Annotated in this window: 14 protein-coding genes; 5 read left to right on the top strand and 9 right to left on the bottom strand. The window is 72.5% G+C overall.

Annotated features, from left to right (window positions below):
- Positions 1–5: 5 nt before the first annotated feature.
- The gene (locus J7F03_RS40660) at positions 6–590 is read right to left on the bottom strand and encodes a ferredoxin (RefSeq protein WP_308378894.1); all 585 of its coding nucleotides are present in this window, start codon (positions 588–590) and stop codon (positions 6–8) included.
- Between the two features lie 23 nt (positions 591–613).
- Between J7F03_RS40660 and J7F03_RS01210 the strand changes: the two genes are divergently transcribed.
- Positions 614–985, top strand: a complete 372-nt coding sequence (locus tag J7F03_RS01210; protein ID WP_214946727.1) for an STAS domain-containing protein — start codon at positions 614–616, stop codon at positions 983–985.
- Here J7F03_RS01210 and J7F03_RS01205 read toward each other — a convergent pair.
- From J7F03_RS01205 to J7F03_RS01185, 4 genes are all read right to left on the bottom strand, one after another.
- Positions 872–1,882 (bottom strand): sigma-70 family RNA polymerase sigma factor, encoded by a 1,011-nt coding sequence (locus tag J7F03_RS01205; protein ID WP_214946726.1) that lies wholly within the window; start codon positions 1,880–1,882, stop codon positions 872–874. The genes J7F03_RS01210 and J7F03_RS01205 overlap by 114 nt on opposite strands.
- A 104-nt stretch (positions 1,883–1,986) precedes the next feature.
- Entirely contained in the window at positions 1,987–2,946 is a 960-nt protein-coding gene (locus J7F03_RS01200; protein WP_214946725.1) for an RNA-binding protein, read from the bottom strand.
- A gap of 1 nt (position 2,947) precedes the next feature.
- Complete coding sequence (locus J7F03_RS40655) at positions 2,948–4,207, bottom strand: DUF402 domain-containing protein (protein ID WP_251071233.1); 1,260 nt, start codon at positions 4,205–4,207, stop codon at positions 2,948–2,950.
- Between the two features lie 65 nt (positions 4,208–4,272).
- Positions 4,273–5,601, bottom strand: a complete 1,329-nt coding sequence (locus J7F03_RS01185; protein WP_214946724.1) for an MFS transporter — start codon at positions 5,599–5,601, stop codon at positions 4,273–4,275.
- Between the two features lie 99 nt (positions 5,602–5,700).
- On the opposite strand from J7F03_RS01185, the gene J7F03_RS01180 reads away from it, so the two are divergent.
- Positions 5,701–6,648 carry a LysR family transcriptional regulator gene (locus J7F03_RS01180; RefSeq protein ID WP_214946723.1) on the top strand — a complete coding sequence of 316 codons (948 nt, stop codon included), beginning with the start codon at positions 5,701–5,703 and terminating at the stop codon, positions 6,646–6,648.
- On the opposite strand, the gene J7F03_RS41860 is transcribed toward J7F03_RS01180, so the two are convergent.
- Positions 6,578–7,714, bottom strand: a complete 1,137-nt coding sequence (locus J7F03_RS41860) for a LuxR C-terminal-related transcriptional regulator (RefSeq protein ID WP_285440371.1) — start codon at positions 7,712–7,714, stop codon at positions 6,578–6,580. The two genes, J7F03_RS01180 and J7F03_RS41860, sit on opposite strands and share 71 nt — an antisense overlap.
- 371 nt (positions 7,715–8,085) lie before the next feature.
- Positions 8,086–8,805 (bottom strand): alpha/beta hydrolase, encoded by a 720-nt coding sequence (locus J7F03_RS01170; RefSeq protein WP_214946722.1) that lies wholly within the window; start codon positions 8,803–8,805, stop codon positions 8,086–8,088.
- A gap of 114 nt (positions 8,806–8,919) precedes the next feature.
- On the opposite strand from J7F03_RS01170, the gene J7F03_RS01165 reads away from it, so the two are divergent.
- The 3 genes from J7F03_RS01165 (at position 8,920) to J7F03_RS01155 (ending at position 11,481) form a co-directional block, all read left to right on the top strand.
- The gene (locus tag J7F03_RS01165; RefSeq protein ID WP_214946721.1) at positions 8,920–10,068 is read left to right on the top strand and encodes an adenosine deaminase; all 1,149 of its coding nucleotides are present in this window, start codon (positions 8,920–8,922) and stop codon (positions 10,066–10,068) included.
- Between the two features lie 143 nt (positions 10,069–10,211).
- Entirely contained in the window at positions 10,212–10,472 is a 261-nt protein-coding gene (locus tag J7F03_RS01160) for a hypothetical protein (protein ID WP_214946720.1), read from the top strand.
- Positions 10,473–10,704: 232 nt separating this feature from the next.
- Positions 10,705–11,481 (top strand): hypothetical protein, encoded by a 777-nt coding sequence (locus J7F03_RS01155; protein WP_251071232.1) that lies wholly within the window; start codon positions 10,705–10,707, stop codon positions 11,479–11,481.
- A gap of 49 nt (positions 11,482–11,530) precedes the next feature.
- Here the strand turns inward: J7F03_RS01155 and J7F03_RS01150 are convergent, their stop codons facing one another.
- Together J7F03_RS01150 and J7F03_RS01145 are read right to left on the bottom strand one after the other, a co-directional pair.
- Positions 11,531–11,740, bottom strand: a complete 210-nt coding sequence (locus J7F03_RS01150; RefSeq protein WP_214946718.1) for a PspC domain-containing protein — start codon at positions 11,738–11,740, stop codon at positions 11,531–11,533.
- Positions 11,741–11,784: 44 nt separating this feature from the next.
- The gene (locus J7F03_RS01145; RefSeq protein ID WP_214946717.1) at positions 11,785–12,417 is read right to left on the bottom strand and encodes a VanZ family protein; all 633 of its coding nucleotides are present in this window, start codon (positions 12,415–12,417) and stop codon (positions 11,785–11,787) included.
- Position 12,418 lies beyond the last annotated feature (1 nt).

The following is a 12,418-nucleotide window of genomic DNA, read 5'->3' as shown; positions in this document are numbered from 1 at the left end:
TCTTTTCACAGGCCCGGCAAGGCCTCCCCGGGCTCCGGCTCGCGCCGGTGCTCCAGCCAGAACAGGTAGCCGCGCAGGTACGCCTCCAGGCCTTCGTCGATGTACGCGACGTAGTCCCGGTGGCCCTGCGCGTGCGCGCGGTAGAAGTCGGAGTACTCCGACGTCTCGTCCCACGCGGCCCACTCCGCGCCGGTCTCCAGGGCCCATTCCCGCACGCGGCCCCGGTCCCGCCACCAGTCGCGTACACCCTCCACCGTCCAGTGGTCGTCGCCGTCCCAGCCGTAGCCGTTGTACAGCTCCCAGCCGACGGCGGTGACCAGGGCCTCGGTCTCCCGCTCGTTCACCGGCTGGCGGAAGACGAACTCGTTCAGGCCGTCATAGGCGACGTGCTCCAGCGCGTGGTCCCGGCTCATCATCAGGCAGTCGGTGTCCGCTCCGTAGAACGGGCCGGGGACGTTGCGCCAGTTCCGCTCGGCCCAGACCCCTTGGAACATGGGGTAGCCGAACACGGCGAAGCGGACGAAGCCGGCGGCCTCGGGCAGGACGAGGCCCCGGGCGGTGGGCACCGGGTCCCAATAAGCAGTGATCACCGGCCCATTCTGTGCGCGCGCCGATGATTTCCGGTAGGCCCGGCAGTCATCCCCTCGTGGAGACCGAACGACTTGCACTGCCCGGACCCGGCCCGAACCGCCAGGACGCGGCGCGGCTGTGCGCGCGCCTGGCCCGGCTCTACGACGGCGGGGCGACCGCGGTGGTGTGCGATGCCGCAGCGGTCACCGCGCCGGGCCTGGCCGCCGTGGAGGTGCTGGCCCGGCTGAGGCTCACCGCCCGGGGGCGGGGAGCCTTCACCGTGACCGGGGCCGGGCCCGCCTTACGCGCCCTGCTGGACCTCGTAGGCCTCGTCGAGCTGCTCGGGGAGCCCGAAGAGCGGGAACCACCGGGAGGTGTCGAGGAAGGCGTTGAGCCCGACGATCTTCCCGTCTGAGACCTCCAGGACCTGCAGCGCCCACGGGGTCCAGCCCGGCTCCCCGTCCTCGCGCGGCCGGTACTGGCCGAAGGCCGGCATGCCGTTCGCCGTGGTCGGGAGCAGGCGCGAGCCCTTGCAGCCGATGCCCTGGTTCAGGTGCCAGGCCGCGATGTCCTCGTGGCCCTGGAGCCACAGGTCGTACGGCGGCATCGACAGCACCGCGTCCTCGTGCAGGAGCGAGGTGAGCCGGGTGATGTCGTACGTCTCGAAGGCGGAGAGGTACTGCTCCAGCAGCCGCGCCTGGTCGGTGTCCAGCGGGTCCGCGGACTCGCTCTCGCGGATGCGGGTGGCGGCGAGCGTCGCGCGGGCCCGCTGCAAGGCGCTGTTCACCGACGCGACGGTGGTCTCCAGCAGGGTCGCGACCTCGTCCGCCTTCCAGGCCAGCACCTCGCGCAGGATCAGCACCGCCCGCTGCTTGGCCGGCAGGTGCTGCAGGGCCGCGACGAAGGCCAGGCGTACGGATTCCTTGGCCAACGCCATCTCCGCCGGGTCGGCGGTCTGCGGCAGCACCCGCCCGTCCGGGACGGGCTCCAGCCAGGTCACCTCGGGCCGCTCGTTGAGCACGGCGGAGGCCTGGTGCTGCGGGGCGCTCAGGTCCATCGGGCGCGCCCGCTTGTTCCCCGCGTTCAGCAGGTCCAGGCAGACGTTGGTGGCGATCCGGTACAGCCACGAGCGCAGGGAGGAGCGCCCCTCGAACTTGTCGAAGCTGCGCCAGGCACGGATGTACGTGTCCTGCACCGCGTCCTCGGCGTCGAAGGAGGAACCGAGCATCCGGTAGCAGTAGCCGGTGAGCTCGACGCGGTACCGGTCCAGCGCGGCGTCCAGCTCGGGCGAGAGGTCGGCGGTTTCCGTCATGTCCCTTGATCCCCCAGGTAGTTCCCGATACTTCGGAACCTACCCGAGGGCACTGACAACCGCAGCCCGGCACGCTGCGCGGCACGCGGCGGCGGATCGTTTCCCTACAGCCGCCACCGGGCCCGCACCACCCCGTCCGCGTCCGGCACCACACCGGTGAACAGGGGCTTCCACTCGTCCGCGTCCACCGCCAGCAGGGCCGCGGCCCGGGCGCCGGCGAGCACCTCCGCCAGCTCCGCGCGGTCGTCCTCGTCGACGGCAACGCTCGTGATCCGGCCGTCCGCGTCCTCCCACACGCACTCGAGCGTGAACTCCTCGGGAAGCCCGGCCAGCAGGCCGGCGGTGTCCGTGGACAGCCCCGGCCAGACGTTCAGCAGGGCGCGCGGCCCGAGCCCGGCCCGGACGGCGTCGAGCCGCCCGCCGTCACCGACGCGGTGCCAGCGGGAGAGGTTCGAGACGGGGTTCTCCTCGATCAGCCCCGCCTCGCCGCGCGCCGCGCTCTCCCGCACCCGCTCCCAGAACCCGTCGTCGGCGGGCCGCAGCTCGTACTCCTCGTCGAGCGAGGGATCGTACGGCGAGACCTCGATCGGCTCGGCGAAGATCCCGAGCTCATGGGTGCGGGCCACGGCCGCCTCGCAGGGCGTGCGGGTGGCGACGTAGACGTACTGGTCCCACCCCACGTGCACGGCGAACACGCCCTCCGCCTCCAGCCGGCACCAGAGGCCGTGGTCGCGGAGCATGCCGCGTACGAGTTCCAGCGCGAGCGGCACGGCCACCGGCGCGCCGTCGTGGAAACCGGTCAGGCCGTCCGGGAACAGCCCGGCCAGCCCGTGCCCCTCCAGCGCGGGCTCCCGCCCGAAGTGCACGAACCCGGTGACCTGCGGATCCCGCACGGTGAGCCGCTCGACCCCGCTCTCCTCGGCGAAGGCCGCGACGGCGGCCAGGTACGCGGCCTCGACCGGCCCGTGGTCGCTGTCGGTGTCCTGCGCCCCCTCGTAGGTGCCGTTGGGAGCCCGGTCGGCGGGGTCGTACTTGGTCACCCGGTACGCGTGGGGCAGCGGCATGTCAGGCCTCGTCTTCCGTTGCCCAGGGCGCTTCGCCATGCGCTTCGTACGGCGGGATGGCCCAGCGCAGGACGGCCTCACCCGCGCGCTCCTCCAGCGTGGCCGGATGCACCCGCCCGGACGCCCGCTCACCCCGGTGCCGCATGGAATGGTCCCCGGGATCCCACCCGAGCCCCAGCACCCGGCAGCCACCGACCTCGACGACACCGGCCAGCAGCGTGTGGTCCCGGCCGGCGCGCCGCAAGCGGCCGGCCGGCCCGTCCACGGACTCGCCGTCCAGGCCCTCGAAGGCGTCCAGTGCGCGGGCGTCGCCCAGGAGCATGCCGCGGCGGTCGACCGGGAGGTCGCCGAGCGCGACCGGGCCGGCTCCGTGGGCCGCGTGGTCCCAGGGGAGGCCGAGAGATATCTCCAGGGCGCAGACCACCAGTTCGCCGTCGAAGGGGGAGGGCGAGGTCCGGGCCCGTACCGGCAGCGGCCGGTCGGCGGCGGCCGGGACGGCGACCGCCTCGTACCCGTACGGCTCGGGCTCTTCGGCCCCTCCGTCGTGGAGGTGGCCGCCGCCCGTCGCCGCCACCGCGAAGGCGCTCTCCGACCGGGGCGGGGCACCGTCCTGACGGCGGCCGATCCAGCCCGCCTTGCCCAGCACGAGCACGCCCGAGGGGGCGGTGACCGGTCCGATGGGCAGTTCCGGGAGCTCCGGGAGGGTCCAGGAGGCGGGCGGCCGGAAATCGCACCACGTGCCGTCGAAGGGATAGGACGCCGACTCGACGAGCGTCGCCACGCGCACCCCCTCGGCGCGGATCCCGGCCGCCTCGGCCGCCGTCCAGTACACAGGGTGGCCGGTCTTCTCCGCGAAGGATTCCTCGTCCTTCCACGCCCACCGGCGGTCCGGGGCCACGGTGATGTCCAGTTCCTGGTCGGTCACGTGGACGTCCGCGCCCTCGCGCCCGCGGGACTCGAGGTTGACGTACCAGCCCCGGAACTCCTGCTCCTCGGTGAAGGTCCACCACACCGCGTGCCCGGCCCCGGCCGGCTGGAGGATCAGCGCGCCCCCGCGCCGCCACCGGCTCGCCCGCAGCGGGTACGAGCCGCCCGGCGGCAGGTCCCGCAGGTGGGCACCGGGCGGGAGCGCGGCGCGCCAGACCGGCGTGCCCGGGGCGATCCACAGCAGCAGGCCGTCGGCGCGGTCCTCCACGACGCGGGCCGGACAGATCATGCTGACCGTGTCACCGAGGATCAGGTGAAAGTTGACTATGGGCATGACCGGCGATCATGCCATCCGCGTCCGGCCGCGTCCCCGACCGTCCCCGACCGCTCCCCGACGGGTCAGCGCGCGGGCAGCGCCGCCGCGTGGGCCGCGCGGGCCGCGTGGGACCCGTACAGGGTGATCGAGACGACGCCGACGACCGCCAGCAGCGCGATGGTGACCGTGGCCGCCCAGCCCGCCGAGTGGTAGGCCAGGGCGCCGAGCGTGCCGCCGGCGCTGGAGCCGATGTAGTACGCCGACTGGTAGAGCGCCGAGGCCTGCGCGCGGCCCGTCTTCGCCGTACGGCTCACCGCCGCCGAGGCCACGGCGTGCCCCGCGAAGAAGCCCGCGGTGATCAGGACCAGGCCCAGCAGGATCGAGGCGAGCGAGTCCGCGAGGGACAGGAACAGGCCCAGCGCCGTCGTGGTCACCGCCAGGTAGAGCGCGCCGCGCCGGCCCGTGCGGGCGACCAGCCGTCCGGCGGCCGCCGAGGAGACCGTACCGACCAGGTAGATGAGGAAGATCGAGCCGATGACGCCCTGCCCGAGGGAGAACGGCTCGTCCACCAGCCGGTAGCCGATCACGGTGTACACCGCCCCGAAGACGGTCATGAACAGCGCGCCGATCCCGTACAGCCGCAGCAGCAGCGGGTCGCGCAGATGGCCGGCGACGGTACGCCCCACCGCGCGCGGGTTCAGCGAGGCCGGCCGGAAGAACCGGGCCCGGGGCAGCAGGACCAGGAACACCGCCGCGCAGGCCAGCGACAGCAGGCCGACGGCCAGCAGCCCGCCGCGCCAGCCCCACACCTGGGCCGCCCAGCCGGTGACGAGGCGCCCGCTCATGCCGCCGATGGAGTTGCCCGCGACGAACAGGCCGATCGCGGCGACCAGCGCCTTCGGCTTGACCTCTTCCGCCAGGCACGCCATAGCGGAGGCCGGGATGCCGGCGATCGCCGCGCCCTGGACGGCGCGCAGCGCGATCAGCCACTCCAGGCTCGGCGCGAGGGGCACGAGGAGGCCGACGCCTACCGCGACCGCCATCGAGCAGGTCATCATCCGGGTCCGGCCGAAGCGCTCCGAGAGCGCGCTGAGCGGCAGGACGAAGAGCGCGAGCGCCCCGGTGGCCGCCGAGACCGTCCAGCTGGCCTGACCCGCCGTCACGCCGAAGCCGGCGGAGATGGCGGGCAGCAGCGCCTGCGTGGAGTAGAGGAGGGCGAAGGTGGCCAGTCCGGCGGCGAAGAGCGCGAGGCTGAGACGGCGGTAGCCGGGGCGGCCGGGCGCGTGCGCCTCGACGGCGGGGGCTTCGACGACGGGGGCTTCGGTGGCAGGCGCCTGGGCGGCGGGCGCTTCGGGAGACGACGAGGTGGAGGCACCCGCGGTGACGGGTGCCCCGGTATGAGCGGGAGGCATGTGTACGACCGTAGAGCGGCCCGTTTCATGCGTCCAATGCACAGATTCGCGATAATCAATCCATCCCCGCATCACCGCAGGTCAGATGGGCGCATATCGATGAGTCGTTACGAAGAAGACATGGCTGTGACACAAGCGCTGGCCCCGCGCCTCGCGTACTTCGCGGCCGTGGCCCGGCACGAGCACGTCACCCGCGCCGCCCACGAGCTGGGTGTTCCCCAGTCCACCCTGTCGCGGGCCATGGTCCGGCTCGAACAGGACCTGGGCGTCACGCTGTTCGCCCGCAAGGGCCGTACCGTCGCGCTCACCACCGCGGGCCGCACCTTCCTCGCCTCCGCGGAGCGCTCGCTGGCCGAGATCGCCCGCGCCGCCGGCTCCGTACAGCAGGACGCCGACCCGGCCTTCGGCAAGGTCGCCTTCGGGTTCCTGCACACCCTGGGCTCCGAGACCGTCCCGGGCCTGATCCGGGCCTTCCGGGCCGACCACCTGGGCGTACGGTTCTCCCTCGTCCAGAACTACGGGGAAGCCATGCTGGAGAAGCTGCGGGGCGGCGAGCTCGACCTCTGCCTGACCTCGCCGCTGCCCGACGCCCCCGACCTGGTGGCCCGCCGCCTGGACGAGCAGCGGCTGCGCCTGGTGGTCCCCGACGACCACCGCCTCGCCACCCGCAAGCGGATCCGCCTGGCCGAGGCGGCCGAGGAAACCTTCGTCACCCTGGAGCCCGGCTACGGCCTGCGCCGGATCACCGACGACCTGTGCGCCGAGGCCGGGTTCACGCCCCGGGTCGCCTTCGAGGGGGAGGAGGCGGAGACCCTGCGCGGGCTCGTCGCCGCCGGACTCGGCGTCGCGCTGCTGCCGCCGCCCGCCGTGGCCCGGCCCGGGGTGGTCGAGCTGACGGTGACCGCTCCGCGCGCGGTCCGCGAGATCGGGGTCGCCTGGCTGGACGGGCACCCGGACACGCCGCCGGTGGCGGAGTTCAAGCGGTTCCTGCTGTCCCGTCGGGGCCGGCTGATCCCGGAGCTTCCTGAGTCCCGGCCGGACGCGTGACCGGGGCCCCGGCCGGCGCGCCCGCGCCCGCCGCGGCTCCCGCGCCTCCCGCTGCTGCCGCGCCGACCGCCGCCGACAGCAAGAACCCCGCCTGGAAGCGGGACTTGGCGCCCACCGCGCGCATGACCTCCGCGATGTGACGCTGGCAGGTCCGCTCGGACATGCCGAGCCGCCGCGCGATGGCCTTGTCCTCCAGCCCCTCCGCGAGGAGCCGCACGATGGTCTGGCGGAGCTCCTCGGAGATGGAGCGGGCCTGATCCGGTCCGACGGTGGTGGCGAAGGGCTCCGCCTGGGCCCAGGAGCGCTCGAAGGTCTGCAGCATGAAGTGCACGACGTTCGGCTCGCGCACCACCAGTGCGGCCTTGTCGTCGTCGCGGACCTCCAGCAGGCCGGTGTGCTGGTCGACCAGGATCATCCGCATCAGCCCGTCGCCGACGGTACGGACCTGCGAGCCGAGCGCGGCCACGCGCTCGACGTAGGCGGCCGTGGGCCGGGAGTAGCGGGCGGTGTGCTGGTAGATCGTGCGCAGCCGGACGCCCCGGGCCAGCATCGCCTCGTCCCGGCCGACCGCCTGCTCCAGGATCTCCGGGGACCGGCCGCCGCCCGGGTGGCAGGTCAGCACCTCGCACTCGGCCGTGCCGATGAGCTCCCGGATCAGGTTCTGCAGCGCGGTCTGGTCGGTGATCAGCTCCAGGCCGTCCACCCCGTCCCGGTCGCGCTGGGTGCTGCCGGCCTCGTACTGCGGGATCAGCGACTCCAGCCGGGCGCGCAGCCGGTCCATCTCGTCGTGGGTCTCGCGCACCCGCAGGGCCAGCGGGGCCAGCGTGCGGGCGGTGGCGGCCCGCGGGGACACGGCGCTCCAGCGGAGCTCCCGCACGGTGCCGTTCCCGCGGGTCTCCGGGCGCGGCTGGAGCAGGTGGGCGGCCGCGAGCTCGGCGACGGCGGCCGCTGCGGGTTCGCCGAGGACCTCGGCCGCCTCCGCCTCGGTGAAGGTGTGCCGCTCGGCCGCGTACCCGTACAGACGCAGGGCCGCAGGGCTCAACCGCTCCGCTTCATCCGCTGGCATGTGCATATTCGTCCCGGCCTGTACCGATTCGTAAACCCCTCGTGTTCCCGCAAGGCACCAAGACGATGCCCCTGGATCTTCGCGAGCATATGCCGAACCGGCACAGTGGTACCACGGCGTTCTCGGGGGAGGGCGCGGGCACCTTTCAGCCCGCGCTTCGCCGTCATGGCGTCGCGCCCGTTCGCGGGTGCGTGCCTCTGGTGGTCGCGCCGGATCCGACCCCGCCATCCGACCGTGAGGGGACGGCGCGGCCGGCGCGGACGACCCGCGCGACCACCGGAACACCAGAGCCGGAACACCGGAGCCGGAACATCAGAGCCGGAACATCAGAGCCGGAACACCGGAGCCGGACCACCAGGGCCGGAGCGCACTCAGCCGCGCAGCGACCGTCCGTACCCTGAGGCCAGCGGCATCCGCAGGCCCAGCGGCGGCGGAGCCGCCAGCGCGTCGGTGACCGGGCGGGAGTAGCGGCCGGAGAACACCGAGCCCAGGACGAAGTCCACGGACAGTGCGACGACTTCCGCCTGGTGCTCGCGCAGCCCGTGCCCGTCCGAGTGCACCTCGAAGCGGCACGTCGTGCGGTTGGCCTTCTTCGCCCGCGTCGCCAGCCGGAACGACAGCTCCGGGTCGCTGTGCGCGTCGTTGGTGCCGTGCACGATCAACACCTGGCGGCCCGCCAGCTGTTTCACCGGTTCAGGGGAGTCCGTGGCGGACTGGTACGTCAACGAAGGGGCCAGTGCCAGCACGGAGTTGACGGCGTCGTGGCCCGCGGCGGCGAGCGCCGCCCGGCCTCCCGCGTCGTATCCGGCCAGGCACACCGGCACGTCCCCGTACCGGCGGACCACCTCGTCCGCCGCCCACTCGGCGTCCGCCTCCCGGCTGCCCTCGCCGTGGACGACCTGGTGCGTGACCAGCCCGTCCGCCACTCCCGCGCGGGCCAGCGCCCGCGCGAGCGGACGTACCGGACCGGGGGACAATCTGGACGCTCCGGGAAGCAGGAGCACCACACCACTGACCGTAGAGACCGAGCCGGTCGCGCCTGCCGCCCGCCCCAGGCGGGCCCCGCGCGCCGACGGCGCATGCTGTGCCATGACGGAACAGTCTCAGACGCCGAGGTGTACGCCACCCGTCCGCGCGGTCACTGTTACATATCGGGTCCGGGCACCGTCTCACCGCTCTACGCGCGTAGGAGCTAGAGTGCGCAGATGACGAGCGAGACCCCCAACCTGCCCACTCCGGATCAGATCCGCCGCTCCCCGAAGGTGCTCCTGCACGACCACCTCGACGGTGGACTGCGCCCCGGGACCATCATCGAGCTGGCCCACAAGGTCGGCTACGAGAACCTTCCCGAGACCGAGGCCGACAAGCTCGGCATCTGGTTCCGCGAAGCCGCCGACTCCGGCTCCCTCCCGCGCTACCTGGAGACGTTCGCGCACACCTGCGCCGTCATGCAGACGAAGGAGGCCCTCTTCCGGGTGGCCTCCGAGTGCGCCCAGGACCTAGCCGAGGACGGCGTCGTGTACGCCGAGATCCGCTACGCGCCCGAGCAGCACCTCGAAGCCGGCCTGACCCTCGAAGAGGTCGTCGAGGCCGTCAACGAGGGCTTCCGCGAGGGCGAGCGCCGCGCACGGACCAACGGCAACCGCATCCGCGTAGGCGCGCTGCTGACCGCCATGCGGCACGCCGCCCGCGCGCTGGAGATCGCGGAGCTGGCCAACCGCTACCGCGACAACGGCGTGGTCGGCTTCGACATCGCCGGCGCCGAGGCCGGGTTCCCTCCCACCCGCCACCTCGACGCCTTCGAGTACCTCAAGCGCGAGAACAACCACTTCACCATCCACGCGGGCGAGGCCTTCGGCCTGCCGTCGATCTGGCAGGCGCTGCAGTGGTGCGGCGCCGACCGGCTCGGGCACGGCGTGAAGATCATCGATGACATCGAGGTCGCCGAGGACGGCTCCGTGACGCTGGGGCGCCTGGCGTCCTACGTCCGGGACAAGCGCATCCCCCTGGAGATGTGCCCGACCTCGAACCTGCAGACGGCCGCGGCCGCCTCGTACGCCGAGCACCCGATCGGCCTGCTGCGGAAGCTGCACTTCAGGCTGACCGTCAACACCGACAACCGGCTGATGAGCGGCACCAGCATGAGCCGCGAATTCGAGCACCTGGTCGACACCTTCGGCTACTCGCTCGAGGACATGCAGTGGTTCACCGTCAATGCGATGAAGTCCGCGTTCATTCCTTTCGATGAACGACTGGCCATGATCAACGACGTGATCAAGCCGGGCTACGCGGAGCTGAAGTCGGAATGGCTGTTCCGTCAGACCGCTTCCACCAGCGGTTCCGTATCGACATAGGCCATGGCGTGACGGCCTGAAAGCGCCCGGGAGGAGCAATTCCCGGGCGCTTTCTCGTATTTAATGATGTTTGCGGCCGGGGGTTTGAAGTGACTAGTTTTTTGCGGAGCCGCTCATTTCCCCGTCGCAAGGACGAATCCTTCATGAAGCAGTCAGCTGCCAAGACCCTCGGTGTCGCCGCTCTCGGTGCCGCCTTCGCCGCCGTCGCCGCCGGGACCGCCTCGGCCTCCGTCCCCGCCGTCGGCCTCGGTGACGCGCTGGGCGCCGTCCAGGGCCTCACCAGCCAGCAGCACGTGAGCGCCGAGGACGGCCAGCAGGCCCCGCAGGCGACCGACCCGGCCGCCGCGCTCGGCACGGTGACCGGTCTGCTCGGCGGTCTGCCGACCAGCGGCCTCGGCGCCTGATCCGCTCCCGGCCCCCCGACGGATCCGTACGCGATCCGTACGCGATCCGTACGCGATCCGTACGCGATCCGTACGCGATCCGTACGCGATCCGTACGCGATCCGTACGCGATTCGTACGCACGCCCGCGCGGTGCACACCTCTTCGAGCAGGTGTGTGCCGCGTCGCGGCATGTGCCAGGATCACCGCCAACTGCCCGCCGACTCATGGGGTATGAGGTCTCGATCATGCGCATGAAGACACGAACGGCCACGGCCGCGCTGCTCCCCGCCCTGCTGTTCGCGGCAGTGGGCTGCAGCAGTACGCACACCCCCGCGCCCGGCAAGTCCCCGGACCCGAAGGGCTCCGCGAGCGCACCCGGCCAGACCGCGTCGGCCGGCTCCTCGGGAGCGGCGGGCTCCCCCGGATCCCCGGGGTCCTCCGCCGCGCCCAAGCGGGCCGGCAGCAGGCTGGAGCGCTCCGCCCTGGAACAGGGCGACCTGGCGGGCTATCAGATCTCCGCGGACGGCAAGAACCCCGCCGCTCCCGACGGCCAGCCCCAGTCCGACCGCAAGGCCTGCCAGCCGCTCGCCGACGTCATGGGGGATGAGCCCGACCCGGCGGCGCGCGAGACGGTCAACCGGGGCGTCGGCTCCCAGAAGCAGATGGGCCTCGCCGTCTCCGCTTCCGTCAGCTCCTACGCCGAGTCCGACGCCAAGGCGCTGATCAACCGGCTCAGGGACGCCGTCGCCGTCTGCGGCATGGGCTTCACCGCCACCGTCGAGAAGCAGAGCGGCATCTACCGCGACGTGAAGGCGGCCGACTACAAGACGGACGGCGACGAAAGCGTCAGCTGGACCACCACGGCGTCCGCCGAAGGTGTCACCGCACAGGTGCACCTGGTCGTCGTACGCCAGGGCGATTCCGTCGTGCGCCTCATGGCCCTCAACGTGACGGGCAGCCGGCAGACGCCCCAGGTCCCGCACGAGGTCACGGACAAGCAGCTCCAGAAGGTCCGCGCCGCCCGCTGAACGTGGACCCCGCCGAACGTGGACCCCGCCGAACGCCGTGCCCGTCCGACTACCAGCCGGCGGTGCCGGACGCGCTCGTCTTGTCGTTCGGCAGGAGCACCCACAGCGCCAGGTAGATCAGGAACTGCGGTCCGGGGAGCAGGCACGAGACGACGAAGATGGCGCGCATCGTGTTCGCGGATATTCCGAATCGACGCGCCAGACCGGCACAGACTCCGCCGATCCATCGTCCGTCACGGGGGCGGGCAAGGGCGCTCATGGTCTCTCCTCAGTCTTTGTCGCGGGAAGTTTTCCCGCGATGTCTCAATACTCCCGCTGAATCGCGGAGAGAACGTCGGTCCAGGGGCCGAGCCCGACCCTGGGAATTCTCGGGGTCGCCCCCTGAGAACCGACCTGAGAGCCGACCTGGGAACCGCCGGGGGAAGCGGTCCCGGCGCCCCTCGCGGAAGCGGAAGCCGCCTGGGACCGCCGCAGCCGGCCCCGCAGCGCCGGTACGACGGTCACGTGCGCGAGCATCACGCCGAGGGTGTTCAGCAGCACCGAATCCACGTCGACCACCTGCCCCGGGACCGCGGTCTGGAACATCTCCACGCCGACCGACACCAGCGCGCCCACGGCGGCGGTCCGGGCCAAAGAGGACCAGGCGGCCAGCGGCGACAGTTCCAACCGTCCGCCGATCAGCGGCAGCAGCACCCCGAGCGGGGCCAGCAGGGCCAGCCCCCCGCCGATCCGCCGGGCGGCTTCCAGGGGTCCGGCGGAGAGGTCCGCCCGGATCCCCTCCAGCGGAGTCAGATTGGCCGCGGCCGCCCAGGGCACGTCCAGTGGGCGCAGCATCAGCCAGCCGACGAGGAGGAGGTGAGCGGCCAGCAGGACCCTGGCGAGAAGCCGGATCCGCAGGAGATGAGCGGCGTTGCCGCTGCCCTTGAGACGGTGCACA

Origin of the sequence: Streptomyces sp. ISL-43 (assembly GCF_018614195.1) — a bacterium.
GTDB lineage: Bacteria > Actinomycetota > Actinomycetes > Streptomycetales > Streptomycetaceae > Streptomyces.
This window is presented reverse-complemented; position numbering and strand designations above follow the sequence as displayed.

What these genes read in the sequence shown, in the direction of transcription:
- J7F03_RS01210 (WP_214946727.1), top strand. Translation starts at nt 614, where the DNA reads ATGATTTCCGGTAGGCCCGGCAGTCATCCCCTCGTGGAGACCGAACGA.
- J7F03_RS01205 (WP_214946726.1), bottom strand. Translation starts at nt 1,882, where the DNA reads ATGACGGAAACCGCCGACCTCTCGCCCGAGCTGGACGCCGCGCTGGAC.
- J7F03_RS01200 (WP_214946725.1), bottom strand. Translation starts at nt 2,946, where the DNA reads ATGCCGCTGCCCCACGCGTACCGGGTGACCAAGTACGACCCCGCCGAC.
- J7F03_RS40655 (WP_251071233.1), bottom strand. Translation starts at nt 4,207, where the DNA reads ATGCCCATAGTCAACTTTCACCTGATCCTCGGTGACACGGTCAGCATG.
- J7F03_RS01185 (WP_214946724.1), bottom strand. Translation starts at nt 5,601, where the DNA reads ATGCCTCCCGCTCATACCGGGGCACCCGTCACCGCGGGTGCCTCCACC.
- J7F03_RS01180 (WP_214946723.1), top strand. Translation starts at nt 5,701, where the DNA reads ATGAGTCGTTACGAAGAAGACATGGCTGTGACACAAGCGCTGGCCCCG.
- J7F03_RS41860 (WP_285440371.1), bottom strand. Translation starts at nt 7,714, where the DNA reads ATGCCAGCGGATGAAGCGGAGCGGTTGAGCCCTGCGGCCCTGCGTCTG.
- J7F03_RS01170 (WP_214946722.1), bottom strand. Translation starts at nt 8,805, where the DNA reads ATGGCACAGCATGCGCCGTCGGCGCGCGGGGCCCGCCTGGGGCGGGCG.
- J7F03_RS01165 (WP_214946721.1), top strand. Translation starts at nt 8,920, where the DNA reads ATGACGAGCGAGACCCCCAACCTGCCCACTCCGGATCAGATCCGCCGC.
- J7F03_RS01160 (WP_214946720.1), top strand. Translation starts at nt 10,212, where the DNA reads ATGAAGCAGTCAGCTGCCAAGACCCTCGGTGTCGCCGCTCTCGGTGCC.
- J7F03_RS01155 (WP_251071232.1), top strand. Translation starts at nt 10,705, where the DNA reads ATGAAGACACGAACGGCCACGGCCGCGCTGCTCCCCGCCCTGCTGTTC.
- J7F03_RS01150 (WP_214946718.1), bottom strand. Translation starts at nt 11,740, where the DNA reads ATGAGCGCCCTTGCCCGCCCCCGTGACGGACGATGGATCGGCGGAGTC.